The sequence below is a fragment of the Caulobacter flavus genome (assembly GCF_003722335.1).
In the GTDB taxonomy this organism is placed as follows: Bacteria; Pseudomonadota; Alphaproteobacteria; order Caulobacterales; family Caulobacteraceae; genus Caulobacter; species Caulobacter flavus.
Window position 1 is genome coordinate 691,861 of the sequence record NZ_CP026100.1, and the last position, 21,506, is coordinate 713,366.

General features: G+C 67.0%; 14 protein-coding genes and 1 tRNA gene. 5 read left to right on the plus strand and 10 right to left on the minus strand.

Going from position 1 to position 21,506, the window contains the following annotated elements; all coding sequences use genetic code 11:
• Positions 1-15: 15 nt before the first annotated feature.
• Complete coding sequence (locus C1707_RS26950) at positions 16-1,245, minus strand: OmpA family protein (protein ID WP_123170710.1); 1,230 nt, start codon at positions 1,243-1,245, stop codon at positions 16-18.
• A gap of 729 nt (positions 1,246-1,974) precedes the next feature.
• On the opposite strand from C1707_RS26950, the gene C1707_RS03370 reads away from it, so the two are divergent.
• Entirely contained in the window at positions 1,975-3,270 is a 1,296-nt protein-coding gene (locus C1707_RS03370; RefSeq protein ID WP_164467267.1) for an MFS transporter, read from the plus strand.
• Between the two features lies 1 nt (position 3,271).
• Positions 3,272-4,279, plus strand: a complete 1,008-nt coding sequence (locus tag C1707_RS03375; RefSeq protein WP_101712706.1) for a helix-turn-helix transcriptional regulator — start codon at positions 3,272-3,274, stop codon at positions 4,277-4,279.
• Positions 4,280-4,383: 104 nt separating this feature from the next.
• Here C1707_RS03375 and C1707_RS25970 read toward each other — a convergent pair whose 3' ends face one another.
• Genes C1707_RS25970 through C1707_RS03385 form a run of 4 tightly spaced genes read right to left on the minus strand, consistent with a single transcriptional unit; the run spans position 4,384 to position 11,214 of the window.
• Positions 4,384-4,551, minus strand: coding sequence for a hypothetical protein (locus tag C1707_RS25970; protein WP_164467268.1), 168 nt, complete (start codon positions 4,549-4,551; stop codon positions 4,384-4,386).
• A complete protein-coding gene (locus C1707_RS25975; protein WP_164467269.1) occupies positions 4,548-10,400 on the minus strand; it encodes a calcium-binding protein in 5,853 nt (1,950 codons plus the stop codon). Before C1707_RS25975 ends, C1707_RS25970 begins: the two co-directional genes overlap by 4 nt.
• Positions 10,400-11,017, minus strand: a complete 618-nt coding sequence (locus tag C1707_RS25980) for a hypothetical protein (RefSeq protein WP_164467270.1) — start codon at positions 11,015-11,017, stop codon at positions 10,400-10,402. The genes C1707_RS25975 and C1707_RS25980 overlap by 1 nt, the downstream gene beginning before the upstream one ends.
• Entirely contained in the window at positions 11,014-11,214 is a 201-nt protein-coding gene (locus tag C1707_RS03385; RefSeq protein ID WP_123170712.1) for a hypothetical protein, read from the minus strand. Before C1707_RS03385 ends, C1707_RS25980 begins: the two co-directional genes overlap by 4 nt.
• 370 nt (positions 11,215-11,584) lie before the next feature.
• Here C1707_RS03385 and C1707_RS03390 point away from each other — a divergent pair, with 370 nt between their 5' ends.
• Positions 11,585-11,998, plus strand: coding sequence for a hypothetical protein (locus C1707_RS03390; protein WP_101712707.1), 414 nt, complete (start codon positions 11,585-11,587; stop codon positions 11,996-11,998).
• 216 nt (positions 11,999-12,214) lie between these two features.
• Here C1707_RS03390 and C1707_RS03395 read toward each other — a convergent pair.
• Positions 12,215-12,289 (minus strand) — tRNA-Val (locus tag C1707_RS03395).
• Between the two features lie 131 nt (positions 12,290-12,420).
• Complete coding sequence (gene cpdR, locus C1707_RS03400; RefSeq protein ID WP_058350243.1) at positions 12,421-12,777, minus strand: cell cycle two-component system response regulator CpdR; 357 nt, start codon at positions 12,775-12,777, stop codon at positions 12,421-12,423.
• A gap of 152 nt (positions 12,778-12,929) precedes the next feature.
• On the opposite strand from cpdR, the gene C1707_RS03405 reads away from it, so the two are divergent.
• Together C1707_RS03405 and typA are read left to right on the plus strand one after the other, a co-directional pair.
• Positions 12,930-13,865, plus strand: a complete 936-nt coding sequence (locus tag C1707_RS03405) for an N-formylglutamate amidohydrolase (RefSeq protein WP_101712708.1) — start codon at positions 12,930-12,932, stop codon at positions 13,863-13,865.
• A 521-nt stretch (positions 13,866-14,386) separates the two neighbouring features.
• Positions 14,387-16,222, plus strand: coding sequence for a translational GTPase TypA (gene typA / locus C1707_RS03410; RefSeq protein WP_101712709.1), 1,836 nt, complete (start codon positions 14,387-14,389; stop codon positions 16,220-16,222).
• Positions 16,223-16,507: 285 nt separating this feature from the next.
• Here typA and C1707_RS03420 read toward each other — a convergent pair whose 3' ends face one another.
• From C1707_RS03420 to C1707_RS03430, 3 genes are all read right to left on the minus strand, one after another.
• The gene (locus tag C1707_RS03420; RefSeq protein WP_101712711.1) at positions 16,508-19,486 is read right to left on the minus strand and encodes a TonB-dependent receptor plug domain-containing protein; all 2,979 of its coding nucleotides are present in this window, start codon (positions 19,484-19,486) and stop codon (positions 16,508-16,510) included.
• Positions 19,487-19,895: 409 nt separating this feature from the next.
• Positions 19,896-21,206 (minus strand): PQQ-dependent sugar dehydrogenase, encoded by a 1,311-nt coding sequence (locus C1707_RS03425; protein ID WP_101712712.1) that lies wholly within the window; start codon positions 21,204-21,206, stop codon positions 19,896-19,898.
• Positions 21,206-21,457: a GlsB/YeaQ/YmgE family stress response membrane protein gene (locus C1707_RS03430; protein WP_058350685.1), complete on the minus strand. Its 252-nt coding sequence runs from the start codon at positions 21,455-21,457 to the stop codon at positions 21,206-21,208. Before C1707_RS03430 ends, C1707_RS03425 begins: the two co-directional genes overlap by 1 nt.
• Positions 21,458-21,506 lie beyond the last annotated feature (49 nt).

The window sequence follows — 21,506 nt, forward strand, 5'->3', positions numbered from 1 at the left end:
CGTCCGACCTCGATCTTAGAAGTTGATCGAGATGGTCGAACGACGGTTCAGCGGTTCCTTCACGCCGTCGCCGGTGGCGACGGCCGGGGCGGTTTCACCCTTCCAGTCGACCGCCAGGGTCGTGGCGGGGACGCCGGCCGAGACCAGACCATCGGCCACGGCCTTCGCACGACGTTCCGACAGGCGGACGTTGTACTTCGGCGAGCCCGAGGTGTCGGTGTGGCCCACGACCGTGATCTTGGTAGCGTTGCCGCCCTTGGCGTAGTCGGCGGCCTGCTGCACCACGGCCTGGGCTTCCGGCGTCAGCACGTACTGATCGAACGGGAAGTAGACCACGAACTCGCGAGCCTCATAGGCCGGAGCCGGCGGAGGCGGCGGCGGCGGGGGAGGCGGCGGGGGCGGGGGCGGCGGGGGAGGCGGCGGCGGGGGCGGGGGCGGCGGCGGGGGCGGCGGCGAGCCGAAGGTGTAGCGCACGCCGAGGGTGATCGACGTGTCCTTGTAGTCCCCTTCGAACTTGCCCACGTCCGTCACGGCGCCGCCGGCCGGGCCGACGTTGCTCGTCACCGAACCCCAGGTGAGGTTCTTGGCCACCAGGTAGCGGCCCGTCAGGTCGATCGACCAGTTCGGGGTCACGTCCCAGGCCAGGCCCAGCAGGCCCTGGTAGGCGAACGCCTGATCGACGTCGTCGATGCTGGTGTTCTGGATGGCGGCGGCGCCGGCGGGGACGCCGCTCAGTTGGCCGTACACCTTGTTGTGGACCCAGGCCGTACCGACGCCGGCGCCCAGGAACGGACGCCACGACGAGTCGGGCAGGAAGTCATAGATGACGTTGGCCATCAGGGTGGTGGCCTTCAGCTCGCCGTTCGGCGCGCCGCAGGTGGGGTTGGTCACCGAGCGGATCGGACCGGCGGTGCACAGGCCGATCGGCTGCGGACGCGAGGTCTGCTCGCCGCGAACGCCGCTGATGTCGCCGCCGCGGTAGCCGTATTCGCCTTCCACGCGCCAGTTCGGCGAGATGCGGTAACCGAGGCGGGCGAAGGCCGCCCAGTCTTCGTCGGTCGAGAAGGTCCAGTCGTAAGGACGGCCGTCGGTGGCGTTCACCGACGAGCTCGCCTCAACGCCCTCGGTCGAGTGGTAACCGACGTCGCCGGCCACATACCATCCGCTCAACGCGCTTTGGGCGGAGGCGCCGGACGCCGCGCAGAGCGCGACGGTTGCGACGCCAGCCAGCAACCCGAATTTCATGATGAGAACCCTCTAAAAAAGTTAGCCTGGACGCCCCCCGCGGGGCGGCTTCCATGACGACAAACGCACGACTTCGCAAATCGGATGTGGCGCCAGCGCCACAGTGGGGGAGTTTCGTCGAATTCTCGACAAAATGGACCGCCCGACGATCGGAACACGGACGTTGGACGCCGCGCGGCGCAGGCCTTCGGCACCGCAGCAACCGTCGCGTATTTCACGCGGAAAATCCAGGTCAACCCTGGCGATTATTTAAGATAACAACGACCGTCGATCGACGTTCGCGTGATGCTCGGAGGCGACCAACGACACGTCGCGCGCGCCGTTGGTCACGGGCCCCGCGGCGATCGCCCCCACGACCGGCCGCCCGGGCCACCCTCACGTCCTCGCCGCGTTGGAGGATGCGGCGAAGTCTCCGGGAAGGTTCGCCTCGACGCCGCCCCGCCTGTGGAGTGCGCGGCGACGTCGAGCCGCCCCCCATTCGCGTCGCCGGGGTTCGAGGGATCGACGACCCGTCGCGGCGCTGAGAGAAGCTCGTCTCCGCCGGAGAGGCGGGACAATTGCCGCGACCGCTAACATCGGGCCGCGCCCGCTGTCGCGTCCCAAACCTGGAACGTTTCGCCATCGCCTCGCCGGCCATGGGCTGGACAGGCCGGGCCGTTCGGTTAACTACGACAGCCTCAAGATCCGCGCGGGGTGGCGCCGATCAACCGAGCTTGGTGCCTGAAGAGCGTGAAGTCGCGTCCGGACCAGTATTCCCTGCTCGACGTCTCAGGCGTGGCGTTGCTGGCGGTCGGCCACTTCATGGCCTTCGTCGACCGGGCCGTTCCCAGCGTCTACGCGCCGGCGCTGAAGGCGCAGTTCCACCTGACCGACACCCAGCTGGGCGCGCTGCAGGGCCCCGCCTTCGTCGCGCTCTACGTCGTCGCCACGCTGCTGGCCGGCCATCGCGGCCATCGCCTGTCGCCCGCTCCCCTGCTGGCCGGCGCCGCGGCCCTGTGGACCGCCGCCACGGTCGCCCTGGCCTTCGCGCCGAACTACGAGAGTCTGCTGGCCGCGCGGCTGGTGCTCGGCTTCGCCCAGGCCGCCTTCGCGCCCGCGGCCCTGGCCCTGATCGTGGCGGCCGCGCCGCCGCAGCGGCTGTCGCGCTGGGTGTCGATGTTCACCTCCGGGTCCTCGATGGGACGCAGCGGCGCGCTGCTGGCCGGCGGCCTGGCGCTCGGCGCGTTCTCGAGCGGCCTGCTGAGCGCGCTGGGCCACGCGCCCTGGCGCGCCGCCGTCGTCCTGCTGACCCTGCCCAACCTGCTGCTGGTGGTCCTGCTGGCCTGGCGGCTGCGCGGCCTGGCGCCGGCCCAGGCCGGCGGCCCCGGCCTCGGACGCGCCCTGGCCCGCCTCGCCGCCCGTCCCGCCGGCCTTGGCCTGCACTTCCTGACGGCCGGCGGCGTCATCCTGGCCGTGCAGGCGACCGCCGCCTGGGCGCCGTCGATCGTCAACCGCGCCTGCGGACTGGCCCCCGCCGCCAGCGCCCTGCTGACCGGCGCCGTCGTGCTGGTCGCCGCGCCGAGCGGGCACCTGGCCGCCGGCTGGCTGATGGACCGCCGCCTGCGCGCCGGCGGCGGCCCCGCCCCGGTGCTGGCCGGCGGCCTCGTGCTGGCCGTGCTGGGCGCGGCCATGCTGGCGGGCGCCAGCGCCCCGGCCAGCGCGGCCGGCGCGCTGTTCCTGATCACAGCGGGCGGCGGCGGCGCGGCCCTGGCGGCCCTGGCCGGGCTGCAGCCGCTGAGCCCCGCCGCGCTGCGGCCGCCGATGAACGGCCTCTATCTCGCCTTCGTCACCGTCGCCGGCCTCGGCTTCGGACCCCTGCTGACCGGCGTGGTCAGCGACCGCCTGTTCGCCGGTCCGCACGGCCTGGCCATGGCCCTGGCGCTGGTCACGGCCCTCGCCGCCGGCCTCGCGGCCCTGTCCTGCGTCCTCGGCGCCGCGTCCTGGCGGCGGCTGGCGCGGGAAACCCTAGAGACCGCGAGCGCCTGAGATGCCCAGCAGCGCCGCCGCCGACAGCTTCCGCTTCTCCAGCGACGACCACTCGGCCGACGAGGCCTTCGCGCTGTACGCCACGCTCTATTCGCGCGGCTCCGACGTCAGCCGGGGCGACGGCCCCTTCTTCGCCCGGGTGCGCGGCTGGCGGCTGGACAAGGTGCTGCTGTTCGAGCGCCGCCTCTCGGGCGTCGTCCACGCCCGCCGCGAGCGGATCGCCGGCGACGGCTTCGACCACTTCGTGCTGACCCACGTCCTGGAAGGCCAGGTGCGCCTGCAGGTTCCCGGCCCGCCGCGCCTGCTGGGACCCGGCGCGAGCATCCTGCTCGACACCCGCCGGCCGATGCGCACCGAGCACGACGACGCCCTGATCCTGACCGCCAGCATCGCCCGCGACGTGATCGAGGCGGCCCTCGGCCCGGCCGGGCGCCTGCACGGCCAGGTGCTGGCCGCGCCCGACAACCTGGTGCTGGCCGACTTCCTGGCCTCGCTGGCCCGCCACGGCGACACCCTGGCCTCGGCCGCCCTGCCGGCGCTGGGCCGCGCGTTCGTCGACATCCTGTCGTCGGCCGGCGGCGACGCCGCCCGCGCCGGCCGCGACGATCAGCGCCGCGATCTCTCGCGCCGCGAGGCCGTGCGTCGCTTCGTCATTCCGCGCCTGGCCGACAGGACGCTGTCGGTCGAGGCCATCGCCGCCGGCGCCGGCATCTCGCGCTCGTCGCTCTACAGACTGTTCGAAAAACAGGGAGGCGTCGCCCGCTTCATCCAGCTGATCCGCCTGGACGCCCTGCGCCGCGCCCTCGACGCCCAGGACCCGGCCGCCCCGGACGACGCGGCGCTGGCCCAGCGCCTGGGCTTCTCCAGCCCCGCCCAGATGACCCGCCTGTTCACCGAAGCCTACGGCGCGACGCCGGCCGCCTATCGCATCGCCCTGGCGGACAAGTCGCGCGACGACCCTGGCGTCAGCAAGCAGCGCTGGGACGGATGGCTGGGGGAACTGGGATAGGCGCCGCGCGACGGCTGACGACGCCATGCCGCCCCGCCTCGGACGAGCGGCCCCTCCGCTAAAGGAGGGGCCGGGGCATGCGTTGGGAGCGTCGCAGGAGCGTCCTAAGCCGCCAGCACAGACTGCGCTCTGAGGCCGGCCGACGCGGCCAGGGGGACATCCTGGCCGCCGTCCTGGCGGGTCCAGACCGCTGCGCCGCCGCCGGCCTGGCCGCCGAAGCCGGCCATGGCTTGGCGCAGCAGCGCCTGGCGCTGCAGGAGTTCTGCATTCACCGCACCAGAAACGATCTGGCCCAGTCCATAGCCGGGCTCTGCGTCCATGGCCGCCAGACGCGCGCCCAGCGAGCTCCCCCCAGCAGGCTTGCGCCTTCATCCTGGCGCCACCAAGCCTCCGCTGTCGCCTCCGCCCCGCCGTAGGCGGGGCCGGTCTCCAGCGGCTCGCCCCCAGCCAGCGACAGTCCAAGACCGGACACTCCAAAGCTCACGCCCAAGCCAAGGATATCGGCTTTTGCCGCATCACCGACCGAACCCTGGTCGAGGCCGGACGGCGACAGGGTCGCGCTGGCTTGGGCGTAGCCCTTATCAACCACCTTCTGACGGGCCTTGGCCGCGTCGTTGACCGTGTTGACAAGGGCCTGCTCGGACGAGATCAGCCGCACCTTGCCGGTGGTCTCCTGGCCGGTCAGCCAGCTGGCCTGCTCGGACGCGCTCATCTTGGCCCAGCGCTTGGCGATGGAGGCGTCGACGCGGTCGTGATCCGAGAAGTCCAGCTGCGCGGCAGCCTTGATCTCGGCATAGGTCGCGCCGAGTTTGTCCAGTAGACCCTTTTGGGCACGGACACGAGCGGTCTTGGCCGCCACGACTGGATCGTTGGAAAGGCGGCCCAGCTCGCCATCCTCGTCGGCACGGCCCCATTCCGCCTGGTACTCGCCAGCGGCATACCCCACCGAGCCCAGCACCCGCCGCGCCAAGGCCACGTCGTAGCCCTCGCCCGTGCGGCCGTCGGCCCACACAAAGCTGATCGTGTGCTGCACGAAGCTTTCGGTGGTCAGCTCGCGGGTCTGGCCCGTGGCCAGGCCGCCGAGATTGATGGCCGCAATGCCTGCCTGCTCAAGGGTGCGCAGTTCCTTTGCGGTCGAGCGGCCGTTCTGGTTGGCGTCGACAAACAGCAGGATCTTGGAGAAGTCTTTGTCGTTCTTGTCGAGCAAACCATCGCCGTTGGTGTCCCAGGTGCGCAGGCCTTCCAGGTCGCTTTTGGCGCCGGGCTTGTCCTGCACGAACGACAGCTCCGACAGCCTGTTGATCGCCCCGTCGCCATCGCGGTCGACCGCCAGGAAGCCATCGGTCGGCCCAACCCAGCCGACGCGCGAAATTCCACCGCCGGCCGTGCGCACGACCACTTCGGAGTTGTCCACTGCCGAAAGATTCAGCCCGTCGCCGTCAAGATCCAACGCGATGGGATAGGCGTAGCCCTGATTGTAGGAAACGCTTTCGGCCCAGGTGATGTCCAGCTTGCGCAGGTCGATCGAGGTCCCGCCGGCCAACACGTACTCGACGGTGTTCAGGCTCTCGTACAACACCGTGTCGGAGTAGCCGTCCTTGACGATGTACTTGACGCCGCCGCCCTGGATTCTGATCCGGTCATTGACCTGCGAGGCCACCAGATCCGGGTTCTCCAAGTCTCGGGCGGCGATATAGAGATCGCCACCCACAACTTCGTAGATCACGTCGTCGGCGACTACGGTCGCGCCGAACACGATCGTGTCCTCGCCGCCGGCGTCGATGATCGTGTCCTTGCCGTCGCCGCGGTCGTAGGCGAACTGGTCGTCACCGCCGGACGTGCTGATGGTGTCGTCGCCACGACCGGCGATAATGACGTTGCCCTTGTCCTCCCAGGCCGTGCCCGAGCCGGTGATGTAGTCGGCCCCGTCATAGGCGGCGATCAGGTCGTAGTAGCTGCTGGTGCCGTTGATCGTGTCGGCGCCGTCGGTGCCGCCGCGTCCGAAGTCAACGCCCCCCAAGTCGACAGCCCCGCCGCGTTCGACGGCCAGCGACTTGATCTTGGTGTTGTTACGCTGGGCGAAGTTGCCGCCGATGCGCGCCTGGGCGCTGTAGCCCCGAACCCCGACGTCGAGCCAACCATTGGCCCCGCCGGCTGTGCCGAACCAGAGCTCCGAGAAGGTGACCGTGTCGCCGAACGACAGGGTGTTCCAGCCGGTGTTGTCCTCGACGATCGTGTCGGCGCCGTCGTTGCGGTACATGACGTAGGTGTCGGCGCCGGCGCCGCCGTACAGATAGTCATTGCCGGCCCCGCCCACGAAGGTCTCGTCAGCGTTGCCGCCGCCGATGCTGTCGGCCTCCGCCGTGCCGATTATGCCCTCGACGCCGATGAAGCTGTGGTTGGACGCCACACCGTCGCTACCCCGCACCTGGCCGCCCCAGGCCAGGTTCACGTTCAGCGCCGCCACCGTCGTCGTCACCGTCTCGTAGTGTCCGCCCGTGGAAACCCAGTACTGGGAGTTATCCCACTGGTCGCGTTCCCAGTAACCGTCTTCCACCCAGGTTTGATAGGTCGAGGTCCCGCTGGCGAAGCCCGACGAATAGTCGACGAAGTCCAGCCCCTCGCCGCCGTCGTAGACATCCTCGCCGTTGGTGGCCACCAGCCAGTCGTCGCCCCCGAGCCCCTCCAGGCGGTTGTGGAAGAAGTTGCCCTTCAGTTCGTCGGCGGCACCCGAACCGCGCAGGTTCTCGATCTCCTGCAAAACGTCGCCGGCGGCGTCGCCGCCCTTCGCCTCGCCGGTCGACAGGTCGACCTGCACGCCGGCCGCCGAACCGGCGTAGCTGGCGGTGTCGAAATAGCCGCCGCCGACCAGAAGGTCCGCGCCCGCGCCGCCTTCGAGGATGTCGTTGCCCTCGCGCCCGTAGAGCTGATCGTCGCCGGCCAGCCCCTTGATCACGTTGTCGCCGGCCGTGCCGTAGAGCCGGTCGGCATATTCCGAGCCGGTGGCGTTCTCGATGCTGACGAGGCCCTCGCTGGTCACCCAGGCGCCGGTCGCGGCGTTGACGACCACGGCCGCGCGGCTGGCGGCATAGTTGGCGTAGCCGTCGGGATGGCCGTTCCAGTCGGCCGGCCGGAAGTCGAGATCGAAGGCGACCCCGAAGGTGAGCCGTTCGGCGCTGATGGTGTCCCTGCCGTTCGGATCGCTGTTGAGGTCGCCGTCGCCGCCCCAGAACCAGTTGAAGGTTGCGTCGGCGGCGATCAGGAAGGTGTCGTCGCCGTCGCCGCCCTGCAGCACCTCGCCGCCCTGGCCATCAGCCAGAACGTCATTGCCGGCCCCGCCGTGAACGGTGTCGCCGCCGTCGCCGCCAGCCAGGAAATCGTCGCCGGCCCCGCCGAACAGGCTGTCGTTGCCATCGCGGCCGATCAGGGTGTCATTGCCGTCGCCGCCTTCGATGTAGTCGTCGCCGGCCTGACCGTCGAGCCAGTCCCAGCCGCCGCGGCCGTAGAGCTGATCGCCATACTGGCTGCCGACGAAGATGTCGTCGCCGCCGTCGCCGTTGGACCAGTACGAGGTGTCGATCCACTCGTAGGAATCCCAGCCGTCCCAGCGGTAGTAGCCGTCCTCGACGTACACCGCATGGGTGTCGTCCAACGTCACCGCCCCGCCGTGCCAGCGGTACTCCATGTAGTCGTTGCCGTTGGTGCCGCCGCCCGCGCCGACCCAGGTGTAGGCGATCTTGTCCAGGCCATCGATCGTCACGGTACGACCATCGCCGGCGGCCGTGGGCAGGATCGAAAACAGGCCCTGCGTCCCGCCGGCGACCGAGACGCTGAAGTCGACGCCGTTCCATTGGAAATTGGCGTTCTCATAGGCGACGCCGCGTTCCGCGAGATCGAAACTGTCGAGGAATCCGCGCAGGCCGCCGTAGAAGTCCGACGCCGAGAACTTGTCGAGACCAAGCTCGGTGACCCGCTGCAGGGTGACGATCCAGGGGTTGGCCAGTTCCTGGTTTTTAAGCGCCTTGAGAATGTTCTGTATGCTTGTCGAGTAACTGTCGTAAAAACCCCGTTCCTCGGTCGTCAGAGCATCAATGCCTTGGGTATATAGCTTATCGATCAGCGCCTTATGCGGCGGATGATCATAGAAGTTCTGCTCCCATTGGCTCAGCGTGTTGTAGGCGCCGGTGATGAAGCCATTCACCATGTCGCGGTTATTAGCGTAGTAACGGTAGTCGCCCGCTATTTGTAAATCCGCCGCCAGGGACGTGATATCCGCCGACGGCGATCGGGCGATAGCCCGCTTGGCGAAGATGTCCCCGCCGACGATCTTGGTGTTGCGGATCGCGGTCAGCGTTCCGTATTCGACGGCGGCGTCGGCCGAACCGAAATTATTCTGAGCCCCGTTGATCTTGACCCAGATCTGATTGCCGGTGTGGCCGTAGATCTGCGTCGTGCCCACGCCATTCAGATTGCTGACATAGGCGGTCGTCTTCGTATAGGCGACCATGTCGATCAGCGTGTTCAGCGTATCGCGCGCCGTCGACGCCATCGAGGTGACCAGCTCACGATTGCCGTTGTTGGCTACGGTGACGGCGCCCAGCTCGTACTGAGCGTAAGGCAACTGTAGCACCGTCTCGGCGGTCGCCGAGGGTATCTTGGGCTTCTTTTTGCCAAACAGATTGCCGATCAGAGCGCCGAGCACGAAGCCAACGAAAGAACCGATGCCGGGCGCGATCAGATTCAACCACATCCCGGCCGATTGACCGATGATCTTGCCTGCGATGAACGATCCCACAGCCGAGCCGATCGAGGACAGCGCGACGCCCGCCTGGGTCTGCGGGCTGACGACCATCGCGCCCAGCTTGGCGCCGATGAACGACCCCAGCGCATTGGCCATGGCCGCGCCAGAGGTGCCGCCATTAGATACGCCGTTGACCGTTTTCTGCGGCTGGAAGGCGTTGAATATGGCCGAAGGCCCGTCGCTCAGAAGGTTGGTGATCACCTGCGAGGTGACCCTGGACCCGACCGTGGTGAACAGCTCTGCTCCGAACCCCTGAAGGCCCAAGGCTTCGCCAAGTTCCATCGTCAGCCAGGAACTCACCGCGCCCAACGTCGCATCGCCAGCTCGGACGGCGACCTGCTCCCCGAACGCGCCAAGCCCGCCCTGGGTGGCCGTACGCATTGCAGATTCCATCGACCCGGAAAGCAGAGCGCCGCCGAGACGCTCGCCCACCTCGCCCAGCAGCGAAGAATAGGCGATCCCCTTGACCTTCTCGCCCTTGGCCAGGAAATCGCCGAGCGAGGCCCCTACGATAGAGCCGACCTCGGCCCCGAACTCGCTGAGCGCCTGCCAGTACTTTTCGCGTCGAACGGCCGGGCTGTCGCCAACCTCGATAGCGATCGTAGCGGACATCAACGCCATAAGCGGATACCCGCCGACTTGGACGATGGAAATGTCCGGCGTCCAGTCGTCGCCGAAAAGAGTGTTCGACTTAGCCTGGGCGAAGGCGGAGCCTTGCCAACTGCCGGAGGAGAGCGCAGCCGCCAGATCGGCCTCGAACGCCCCCATGGAAACATTGTCTCGAGCCGTGACGATGAAATCCGCCGAAAGGTACGTCCCGTCCCTGAGGGCCGGATTCACCGCCAACCACCCTTGATTGTAGGCCCAGCGCACGAGGTGGTCGATGCTGCCTGCAGACAGGTTTTTCGTGCGCGCTATTTCGCCCAGCCGCGCACCGATCTGATTGTTCCACAAATCCGCTGTGGCGTTGGCCTCCCACTCACTACTTCTGAGAGGCTTGTCGTGATATACTTGCTTTCCAAAGTTGCCGGGCAGGGCAATTCCAGCCTCAAACGATTCAACGAATAGACCAAAAGCAATGGCCTCATCCTTCGATTGATTGAAGGATATTTTCGCCATAGCAAATGTATGAGACAAAGCGTTGTTTTTCTGGCCGACGTCCAGCTTATATCCCTTCGGCCCAGTGGGAGAATACCCCATTGCGACCATCTTGTTGTAATAATGATCTTCTGTTGTAAAACTTTGATTTTTTATGTATTTATTTGCAAGACTATTCAAAGCCGCTGCAGGAATAATGTTGCGTGGAATTATCGTAATCATTATTCCCACTCCCGGCCAGCTTGAACAATTCTAAACTCTGACGCACCTTTACCAACTTCAATAATCTTAAAGCTAGATCTTCTACCGCACCTGGCAACGCCGCCCTGAACCAGTTGCCCGCGACCACCAACTAGAGTTACAGCCCTGTTTACCTTGCAACCATTCATCTCAAAAACAATATTGTTGTTGTCTTTTGAAAAATAGAATGGAATTGCACTCACAAAAGGTGAGCAACCCCTTCCGTCACCGACGGCGGCATCGCTCATGGCGCCCCCCAGATCTCCCGGAGCTGTCGACAGCAACCCATTATTATCTGGCGAAGTCACGCAGATAAAATTGTCTTCAACATTCGCCGAATTGGAGAAGTATTTTTCCGCATCTACGCGCTCTTCTTCTCGAAACATGCACCCACCCAAGATCAAAGCGACAGCCACGATCGCAGCTACATTTGACTCAGATCGATCTAATATTAACCACCGGCGGGATTTTTGAATCTCGTTCGCACCAGCGAAGATCAAATCCATGCATTGAGCCCCCAGCCGACAGACGCCCTTCACCGCTCCCCACCCCGCTTCACTCACCGCCTTGGCCACCGCCGACCAGATGAAGTCGATCATCCGCCTTCTCCCCGTAACCATGGCGTCCGGCGAGACCTGCACACCTCGCCTTCCACCGCGCCGTAGCGAGTGAAGGGGTAGGCCTCGAGCTTGATGACCGCGTGGCCGCTGGCGCACACGAAGCCGCCACCCAGCGTTTCCAGGCGCGACGCGACAAGCACCGCCTCGCCGCTCCAGAGCGCCAGCAGCTCGCCCATGCTCGGGTCGTGAGCGGCCGGCCGGGCCACTGCACCAGCACCTGATCGCCTTCCGCACCGGCCACGATGAAGAAATCGCCGGCCCCGCCCCTTGGCGACTGCCGGCCGAGGAGCATCTTCGATCCGGCGCACCGACATGCGCGGCAAATTCGACTCGCCCCCCATTCGGCGGGCGGGCCGGACCAGATCGCCGAGTTCAGCCGGCGCCCCCTTGCCTAGCGATTGGCGCCGCTGCTGCGGATCGGCCCCGATCTGATGAAAACCGGGGATGAGAACGAGGCGATCCACGCCTTCATCCGCGCCCGAACGCAAAACTCTCACCGACAAGCCCCAACTATCCCACGAGAGGCTTACCTAGCTCACGGTTTAGTTGCAAGGCGGGAGCGGAGCCGTAATTGCCCGAAATCGCATCGGCGAGGATGGCGCCCAACTCGCCGCGGCCGTTGGTCCCTATGTCGGACCGAGCGCCGCGCGAAGAACATATATAAAGAACGAGACGATCACCAGGATCACCACGATCGTCGAGCGACTGGAGGACGACCTCGGCCATGCCGTCTACGAGACGCTGGTCGACGTCCCCATCATTCGCCGCGGCGGCGAAGACAGCCTCCTGACGCTCGCTGTGGTCGCGGCGTCGCTCGATCGGACCCGGCCCCATGCCCGCTACTCGGCGACAGGGCTGACCCACGCGATCCATGGCCTTATCCATCACCTTCCAATGATGCGTGACCGCGCGCCGGAAAAGCCGATCGTCGACTTGGTCGAAGGGCTCGCCGGAGCGTAGCCTGCACGCAGCATGGACGTCGTCGCGGCGCGATCTACTTGGACAGCGCCAGAAACGCCCAACGCTTAGAAATCCCCTCCAAGTGCACCCGGCGCGGAACCTGCGCAAAGATCGTCGCGCATTCCTTGGGGGCTTTCTGGGGAGCGCCACAGATAACCAAAGATCAGTTACTCGCGATCACTCGCGGTAAGTCTTTGACCATACTGGGAAAGGGGATGGTGGACGCGACAGGGATTGAACCTGTGACCCCTACGATGTCAACGTAGTGCTCTCCCGCTGAGCTACGCGTCCGCCGAAGCGATCCGAAGCGCCTTGGTGTAGGCGTCCCGGCCGGGAAGGTGTGGGGGTATAGCGGCGGCTTGACCGGGGCGCAAGCCGCCTTTGAAACTTTTTCGGAGAAGTTTTCCGAAAGGTGTGGAGCCCTATGCGGCCATCATCTTTTCGACCTCGGAAACGAGGTCGCGCAGGTGCACTGGCTTGGACAGGACCTTGGCGCCGGCCGGCGCGCGGTCCTGGGCCGAGAGGGCGACGGCGGCGAAGCCGGTGATGAACATGATGCGCAGGGCCGGGTCGCGGGCGGCCGCCTGGCGCGCCACCTCGATGCCGTCCATGCCGGGCATGACGATGTCGGTCAGCAGCAGGTCCCACGGGTGCTCGAGGTGGCTGACCGCCTCCTCGCCGTCGGCGCAGGCGGTGACTTCGAAGCCGGCGCGTTCCAGCGCCCGGGCGAGAAAGCCGCGCAGCGAGTCGTCGTCTTCGGCGAGGAGGATGCGGGCCATGTCGGTTCAGTGTCCGTTGGATCTCGTCTCTGGAAGGCCGAATCTTATGTCCAGGACGGTAAATCGCCGGTGAACCGGCGCGGACCGTCCACAGATACGACAGGGCGCGAGGGCATTTGACCGCAAGCCCGGCGCCCTCGACTATGTGACGCATGAACGCATGGGACCCGATCACGCCGGAAACGGCCTCCGCCTCCGCCGGCGCGGCCGCCGCGACGGGGCGCGAGCCGGCGTTCGAGGCCGTGCGCGCCGCGCCGGAAGGGTCGCGCGCGCCGACCCCGGTGGTGTTCGCCTCGCCGCACTCGGGCGCGCTCTATCCGCCCGAGATGATGGCCGCCGCCCGCCTGCCCGAGGCGGTGCTGAAGGGCTCGGAGGACGCCTTCGTCGACCGGCTGATCGCCGGGGCCCCGGCCCGGGGCGTGGCGACCATCCGCTCGCGCCTGGCCCGCGCCTATATCGACCTCAACCGCGACCCGTGGGAACTGGACCCGGCGATGTTCGAGGACGACGCCCTGCCGGAGTTCGCCCGCGGCCGCACCGCCCGGGTCGCCGCCGGCCTGGGCGCCATCGCCCGCGTCGCCGACGGCCGGCCGATCTATGTGCGCAAGCTGACCTTCGAGGAGGCCAAGGCCCGCGTCGAGTACGGCCACCGCCCCTATCACGACATGCTCGACCGCCTGCTGGCCCAGGCCAGGTCGGCCCACGGCCTGGCGGTGCTGATCGACTGGCACTCGATGCCGGCGGCGGCGACGCGCGGCACGCGGGGCAAGGCCGGCGGCCCGTGCGACATCGTGCTGGGCGACCGCTTCGGCGCGGCCTGCGCGCCGGGCCTGACCAGGCTGGTCGAGGAGGCGCTGGAGGGCATGGGCTACCGCGTGGCCCGCAACAGCCCCTATGCCGGCGGCTACACCACCGAGCACTACGGCCGCCCCGGCCGCCGCACCCACGCCCTGCAGGTCGAGATCAACCGCGCGCTCTACATGAACGAGACGACCCGCGAGCCGACCGACGGCCTGGCGGTGCTGGCCGCCCACGTCGACCAGCTGACGGCGCTGCTGACGCAGGCCGACTGGACGGACCTGAAGTAGGGAAAAGCGCCGCGCGCGGCGGTCAGATCGCCCGCAAACCGCCGCAAAGGCCTGCAAACTCGCGGCCGGCCGGGTTCAGGCCAAAAAAAAGCCCGGCGGTAAGGCCGGGCTAGTTCATTAGGGAGGAAACGCCCAGGAAGGGCAGAAGCGGCAGCGCCGCCTCACACCTTCCTTATAGGGTGCGCTGCGAAATCGGGCAAGCGGAAAGTTGGACAACGTTGTCGAATTTTCTGCGACAACCCGTAGCAACCCTTTGCACAGCAAGGATCGGAGAACGCCGATCTTCAAGCTTGACCATAAAATAGGCATTGCTGCGATGCAGCATTAGTTGCCAAGAAACGACACCCGCCAGAAACCACCTCAAACCCGGTAGGAATAAGGGTTTGCGAGATGACACCGGTAACCGCGACATAAGGCGCCTTACGCGCGGGGTGGATAAACGCAGCGCAGTCGCGTAAAAGCCGCGCGCCTGACGCGCGCAGCGTCTCATCCGATTTTCTCCGAAAGCCCGCCGTCCTCCCATGTCCATGCGAAATATCGCCATCATCGCGCACGTCGATCATGGCAAGACCACCCTCGTCGACCAGCTGCTGGCCCAGTCGGGCGTGTTCCGCGCCAACGAGGCGACGACCGAACGCGCCATGGACTCCAACGACCAGGAGCGCGAACGCGGCATCACCATCCTGGCCAAGTGCACCAGCGTCCTGTGGAACGGTGAAGCGGGCGAGACCCGCATCAACATCATCGACACCCCCGGACACGCCGACTTCGGCGGCGAGGTGGAGCGGATCCTGGGCATGGTGGACGGCTGCGTCCTGCTGATCGACGCCGAGGAAGGCGTCATGCCGCAGACCAAGTTCGTGCTGACCAAGGCGCTGAAGATGGGCCTGCGCCCGATCCTCTGCATCAACAAGGTCGACCGCGCCCACGCCGACCCGGACCGCGTGCACAACGCCGCCTTCGACCTGTTCGCCGCCATCGGCGCCACGGACGAGCAGCTGGACTTCCCGCACATCTACGCCTCGGGCCGTTCGGGCTGGGCCACGCTGGACATGAACGTGCCCAGCGACAACCTCGCCCCGCTGTTCGACCTGATCGTCCGCCACGTGCCGGAACCCAAGCAGATCGCCAAGAAGGACGAGCCGTTCCAGATCCTGAACGTGCTGATCGAAAGCGATCCGTTCCTGGGCCGCCTGCTGACCGGCCGCATCGAGAGCGGCAAGGCCGTTCCCGGCCTGGCCATCCACGCCCTCGACCGTGACGGCAAGGAAATCGAGCGCGGCCGCATCACCAAGGTGCTGGCCTTCCGCGGCCTGAAGCGCCAGCCGATCGACGAGGGCGCCGAAGCCGGCGACATCGTCGCCATCGCGGGCATGTCCAAGGCCACCGTCGCCGACACCCTGTGCGCGATGGAAGTGACCGAGGCCCTGCCGGCCCAGCCGATCGACCCGCCGACCATCTCGATGACCGTCTCGGTCAACGACAGCCCGCTGGCCGGCCGCGAAGGCGACAAGGTCCAGTCGCGCGTCATCCGCGACCGCCTGCTGAAGGAAGCCGAGAGCAACGTCGCCATCCGCGTCACCGAGAGCACCGAAGGCGACGCCTACGAAGTCTCGGGCCGCGGCGAACTGCAGCTGGGCGTGCTGATCGAGAACATGCGCCGCGAAGGCTTCGAGGTCTCGATCTCGCGTCCGCGCGTCGTGTTCCAGACCGATCCGGAAACCGGCAAGCGCCTCGAGCCGATGGAAGACGTCATGATCGACGTCGACGACGAGTTCTCGGGCATCGTCATCGAGAAGCTGTCGCTGCGTAAGGCCGAACTGCGCGACATGGGTCCGTCGGGCGCGGGCAAGACCCGCATCCAGCTGGTCGCCCCGTCGCGCTCGCTGATCGGCTATCAGGGCGAGTTCCTGACCGATACGCGCGGTTCGGGCGTGCTGAACCGCGTGTTCAGCCACTACGAAGGCTACAAGGGCGCCATCGACCAGCAGCGCAAGGGCGTGCTGATCAGCAACTCGGACGGCGAAACCGCCGCCTACGCGCTGTGGAACCTGGAAGAGCGCGGCACCATGTTCGTCGGCGCCGGCGAGAAGACGTACCAGGGCATGATCATCGGCGAGAACGCTCGCTCGGATGACATGGACGTCAACCCGATGAAGGCCAAGCAGCTGACCAACGTCCGCGCCTCGGGCAAGGACGAGTCGATCCGCCTGACCCCGCCGCGCAAGATGACCCTCGAGCAGGCCATCGCCTACATCGAGGAAGACGAACTGGTCGAAGTGACCCCGAAGAACATCCGCCTGCGCAAGCAGACCCTGAACCCGTCCTTCCGCAAGAAGCGCGTGAAGGAAGACTAGTCTTCGGGTCCTTTCGGGACATGAAACGGGCCGCCGACCTTCGGGTCGGCGGCCTTTTTCGTGCGTGAAGCACCACTCCTCCCCCGCCTGCGGGGGAGGGGGACCACGAAGTGGTGGAGGGGGCGGCGGCGCGCACGGCGCTCCGTCCCTCGCCCCCTCCGTCGCGGCGCGTATCCGCACCGCACCACCTCCCCCGCTTCGCGAGGGAGGAGCTTCGCGACAAAAAGAAAAAGGCCGCCGCCGGCGAGGGCGACGGCCTTTCCGGCCTTCAGGCCGTAGCGCGGCTTACCAGCTGCGCTCGATGCTGAGGAAGCCGCGGCGGCCCCGCAGTTCGTAGCCCCAGATTTCCGAGTTGCCGACACGATAGCTGCTCGAGATCGAGGGCGGGGCCTCGTCGAACAGGTTCTGCACGCCGAAGGTCATGGTCGTCTTGTCGTCGATCACCTTGCGGGCCGAGACGTTGTGATAGGCCATGAACTCGGTGTGGTACTTCACGTGGACGTACTTGTAGTACGTCGAGCCGACCACGTAGTCGTAGCTGGTCGAGGTCGCGTACTTGGCGCTGCCCACGGTGTCGCCCAGGATCTCGGCGTCCGAGGCCTTGCCGGTGATGGTCGACGACCAGGTGTAGGTCCACGGCCCCTTGCGGTACGACAGGCTGGCCTTACCCGAGAAGTCCGGACCGTCGTAGATGTAGGTCGTGCCGTTGTAGTCGTCCTCCTCGGTCTCGCCGAACAGGTTTGAGGTGTCCTGCAGCTGCCAGCTGAACTGGCTATTGAAGTACAGCTGCCCGCCGCCTTCGAAGTCGTGGCGGTAGTCGGTGGTCAGGTCGATCGCGCGGCTCTTCTGCGAGGCGACGTTGACGTAGTCGTTCTTGACCAGGGTCAGCAGGTGCGTGGTCGGATCACGCGTCACCAGCGAGCAGAACGGGCTGGAGAGGCCGACCGACTCGTAGCAGCGGGCGGCGATCTTGGCGGCGCCGAACTGGGTGATCTCGTTGCTGATGTCGATGTCGGCGTAGTCGACCGCGACCTTCAGGTTGACGAAGCTCGGGGTGAACACCACGCCGATGGTCTTCGACTCCGAGGTCTCGGCCTTCAGGATGCCCTTGCCGCCCCCGGCCGTGATCAGGGTCGAGTAGCTGGCCTGAGTGGCCGACACGCCCTGGGCGGCGCAGTTGGTGACGATGGTCTGGCTGGCGCCGCTGCTGCCGTACAGGATGCAGGGGTCGGCGACGCTGTAGCCGGTCTGGTCGGCGAGATAGAGCTCGTACAGCGACGGGGCGCGGAACGACGTGCCGTCGCTCATGCGCAGGCGCCAGGTCGGGGTGATCTGCCAGTTCAGGCCGATCTTGTAGGTGTCGCTGTCGCCGTAGCTGTCGACCTCGGTGTGACGGCCCGAGACCTGGAGGTCCAGGCTCTTGACCAGGAACAGGTCCTTCAGGACCGGCACGTCGATCTCGGCGAAGGCCTCGGTCGTGGTGTCCGTGCCGAAGGTGTGTCCGGCGCGGGTCAGGTTCCAGTTGTTGTTGTTCAGCGACGCCGTGCCAGGGCTGTCGTCGAAGTCGTCGTGGCGCCAGGTGAAGCCGAAGGCGGCCCCGACCTTGCCGGCCGGCAGGCTGAACAGGTCGCCCGAGAAGCTGGCCTCGACCAGCGACTGCTCGTAGGTGGTGTGACCCACGTCGACGCCGAACAGGAAGGCGCGCTCGGCGTCGGTGAACTGTCCGGCCAGGACCCGCGAGCTGAACCACGGAATGCCGCTAGGCAGGGTCGAGCAGTCGCCGCCCGAGATCGTCACCAGCGACTGGTTGCAGTAGGAGCCGGCGGCCGTGGTGGCGGCGACGGCGTCGCTGTTGATCGAGCTGACCGAATAGGTCCCGTCCGACTTGCCGTACTGGCCGTAGACGTCCCAGTCCCAGCCGCTCAGGAAGCCGAACTTCGAGCCTTCCAGGAACTTGAAGTCGCCGCGCAGGCCGCCCAGGCCCCGGTAGTAGTCGACCTTCTGGATCGAGTCGTAGGCCACCGCGATGACCGGATAGGCCGTGCCGCCGGCCGCCCCGAAGATGTTGTTGGGGTTGGTGGTGCTGACGGTCGGGAACAGCTGGCGCGCGCCGTTCTGTTCGGAGTTGCGACGGTTGTAGAGCAGCTCGCCATAGGCCTCGACGCCGGCGCCCAGGTCATAGCCGCCGGTGACGTAGAAGCTGGCGCGCTCGACCGGGCTGATGACCGTAGCCCGCTGCCAGACCGACGAGTCGTAGTTGGCGACGCGGTAGGTTTCCGGGTAGTTGGCGCGCGCCACGCGGGCCAGGTTGGCGAAGGCCGCGTTGCTGGCCACGAAGTTCGGCGCGGTGTTGCCGGCGTACGAGTAGCTCGTGCCCGGGACCATGTACTGGAAATAGCCGCCGTAGCCGCTGGTGTAGGCGACGTTGTTGATCTGGTTGAAGCACTTGTAGTCGCCGGTGGCCGGATCGGTCAGGTCGACGCGGGCGCCGGTGGTGGTGCTGTAGTAGTTGTCGGCCGAGCAGCTGGTGTAGTCGCGGTCGCCGCGACGCAGGGCCATCTGCTTGTAGTAGCTGGCCGAGGCGCTGAGATAGCCGCGCTCGAACGTCTTGCCCCACGAGGCCTCGGCCGAATACTCCTGGCCGCCGCCGCCCTTGGCGAAGGGCGCGTTGCCGTAGATCCGCACCCGGCCGCCGTCATAGTTCGTCTTGGTGATGTAGTTGACGACGCCGGCCACGGCGTCCGAGCCATAGATCGACGAGGCGCCGTCCTTGAGAATCTCGACGCGGTCGATCATGGCGTTGGGGATGGTGTTCAGGTCGACCGGGCCGACCGTGCCGCGCACGCCCGACGGCGTCAGGCGGCGGCCGTTCAGCAGCACCAGCGTGCGGTTGGCGCCCAGGCCCCGCAGCGAGATGGTGTTCACACCCGGACCGCCGGTGACGTTGTAGCCCGTCAGTTCGTCGGCCACCTGGAACGAGCCGCTGGCCAGCGACGAGCTCTGGATGATCTCGGTGGTGTTGACCAGGCCCTCCAGCTCGCTCTGCTCGGAGGTGATCACCTGGATCGGCGAGGCGCTGTTGTAGGCGTTGCGCTTGATGCGCGAACCGGTGACGACGACGGCCTCGACTTCGGCTTCGTCGGCGTTCGCCCCCGCGGCCTTGTCGGACTTTGTCGGGGTCTGGGCCTGCGCCCAGGCGCCGACGGGCGCCAGCCCCAGGCCGGCGATCACCGACGAGGCCAGCAGCAACTTGCGATCAAGCATCTAGAATATGCCCCCATGAATAGGTTTGCGTGGAAACTTCGCCCCTCGCGAAGCTCCCGCCCTGTCGGGGTCTTTAGGACGCGGAAGCCGCCGACGAAGCGTGAACACGCCTCACGGATCGACTTTCCTCCCAATTTTCCCGCCAAAGCCGCCTTCGACAGCAATAGTCGGCCGCCGAAGATCATGGGTCGGACATTAGTTCGTCACAGTTCGGTCGCTATCTCTCGACCGAAAGACATGTATTCTATTTAATAGTTTTATCAGTTCACTTCAGACACACACGGATACCGCCAGTTATAACCTCAAACATCCAGGTTGTAGATGACAACGCCTCGCCGTGGACCTCCCGCCGGGCGAGCGTGCGGACGCCCGGCTTTTGGGCGCCGCCGCCGTTCCAGTTTGACTCGGATCAGCGCTTGCTGACCCGCCAGATGACGTTGCCCACGTCGTCGGCCGCCAGCAGTGCGCCGCGCCTGTCGAAGGCCACGCCCACCGGCCGGCCCAGGGCCTCGCCCTCGCCGTTGAGGAAACCGGTCAGCACGTCCAGCGGCGGGCCCGAGGGCTTGCCGCCGGCGAAGGGCACGAAGATCACCTTGTAGCCGCTGTGCGGCTTGCGGTTCCACGAGCCGTGCTGGCCGATGAAGGCCCCGCCCTTGAACGGCGCGGGCAGGGCCGAGCCGGCGTCGAAGGTCAGGCCCAACGAGGCGGTGTGCGGACCCAGCGCGTAGTCCGGCTTGATGGCCCGGGCCACCAGGTCCGGGCGCGGCGGCTTGACCCGCTCGTCCACGTGCTGGCCGTAGTAGCTGTAGGGCCAGCCGTAGAAGCCGCCGTCGCGCACCGAGGTCATGTAGTCGGGCACCAGGTCGCTGCCGATCTCGTCGCGCTCGTTGACCACGGTCCACAGCGCGCCGGAGGACGGCTCCCAGCCCATGCCGTTGGGATTGCGCAGGCCGGTGGCGAACAGGCGCTTGGCGCCGGTGGCGACGTCGATCTCCCAGATCGCCGCCCGCCCCTCCTCCTCGGCCATGCCGTTCTCGGCGACATTGCTGTTGGAGCCGACGGTCGCATAGAGATGCTGGCCGTCGGGACTGGCGATCAGGGTCTTGGTCCAGTGATGGTTGCGCGGCCCGGCCGGCAGGTCGGTGACCCGCTGGCGCGGCGCGGTGATCGTGGTCTCGCCTTCCTTGTAGGGGAAGGCCAGCACCGCGTCGGTGTCGGCCACGTAGAAGCGGTCGCCGACCAGGACCATGCCGAACGGCGAGTTCAGCCCGGCGATGAAGGTCGAGCGCAGGTCAGCGACCCCGTCGCCGTCGGTATCGCGCAGCAGGGTGATGCGGTTGGCGCTCTTGGTCACCGCCCCGGCCCGCTTCATCACCATGCCCTGGATCTTGGCTCGCAGGCCCTTCTGGTCCTCGGGCTTGGGCGGCGCGTTGGTCTCGGCCACCAGCACGTCGCCGTTGGGCAGGACGTGGATCCAGCGCGGATGGTCCAGCTTGTCGGCGAAGGCCTTCACGACCAGCCCCTCGGCCGCCTTCGGCGCGCCGCCCGCCGGCCAGCCCTTGGCCGGCGCGATGTTCAGGGTCGGCAGCAGCGTCTTCTTCGGCGCCGGCAGCTGCGGACTGGCGCCGGTGCCGGCGGCGATGTCGAGGTCGGCCCGCTCGCCGCAGGCCGCCACGCTCAACGCCGCCGCGCCCGCGGCGGCGATCAGGATGCGCCGCATCAGGCGCGTCGACGGAACAGGCCCAGCAGGGCCAGCAGCACCACCGCGCCGACGGTCGAGATCACCAGGCTGCCGATCCAGCCGGTCGCGCCCAGGCCCAGCATGCTGGCCAGGAAGGCGCCGATCAGCGAGCCGACCAGGCCGACCACCAGATTGGTCAGCAGCCCGTGATCGCGCTTCATGATCTTCTCGGCCAGCCAGCCGGCGAAGATGCCGATGATGATCGCGCCGATGAAACCCACGCCGTTCATGCCGTCTTCTCCTGTTGACCCCTTGGCGTCAGGGAAATGCGCGGAGTGC

Excerpts from the sequence above, each read along its gene's own strand:
- C1707_RS03430 (WP_058350685.1), bottom strand. The coding sequence starts at position 21,457 with ATGAACGGCGTGGGTTTCATCGGCGCGATCATCATCGGCATCTTCGCC.
- C1707_RS03425 (WP_101712712.1), bottom strand. The coding sequence starts at position 21,206 with ATGCGGCGCATCCTGATCGCCGCCGCGGGCGCGGCGGCGTTGAGCGTG.
- C1707_RS25975 (WP_164467269.1), bottom strand. The coding sequence starts at position 10,400 with ATGATTACGATAATTCCACGCAACATTATTCCTGCAGCGGCTTTGAAT.
- C1707_RS03385 (WP_123170712.1), bottom strand. The coding sequence starts at position 11,214 with ATGGGCGAGCTGCTGGCGCTCTGGAGCGGCGAGGCGGTGCTTGTCGCG.
- C1707_RS03375 (WP_101712706.1), top strand. The coding sequence starts at position 3,272 with ATGCCCAGCAGCGCCGCCGCCGACAGCTTCCGCTTCTCCAGCGACGAC.
- typA (WP_101712709.1), top strand. The coding sequence starts at position 14,387 with ATGTCCATGCGAAATATCGCCATCATCGCGCACGTCGATCATGGCAAG.
- C1707_RS03420 (WP_101712711.1), bottom strand. The coding sequence starts at position 19,486 with ATGCTTGATCGCAAGTTGCTGCTGGCCTCGTCGGTGATCGCCGGCCTG.
- cpdR (WP_058350243.1), bottom strand. The coding sequence starts at position 12,777 with ATGGCCCGCATCCTCCTCGCCGAAGACGACGACTCGCTGCGCGGCTTT.
- C1707_RS26950 (WP_123170710.1), bottom strand. The coding sequence starts at position 1,245 with ATGAAATTCGGGTTGCTGGCTGGCGTCGCAACCGTCGCGCTCTGCGCG.
- C1707_RS25980 (WP_164467270.1), bottom strand. The coding sequence starts at position 11,017 with ATGATCGACTTCATCTGGTCGGCGGTGGCCAAGGCGGTGAGTGAAGCG.
- C1707_RS03405 (WP_101712708.1), top strand. The coding sequence starts at position 12,930 with ATGAACGCATGGGACCCGATCACGCCGGAAACGGCCTCCGCCTCCGCC.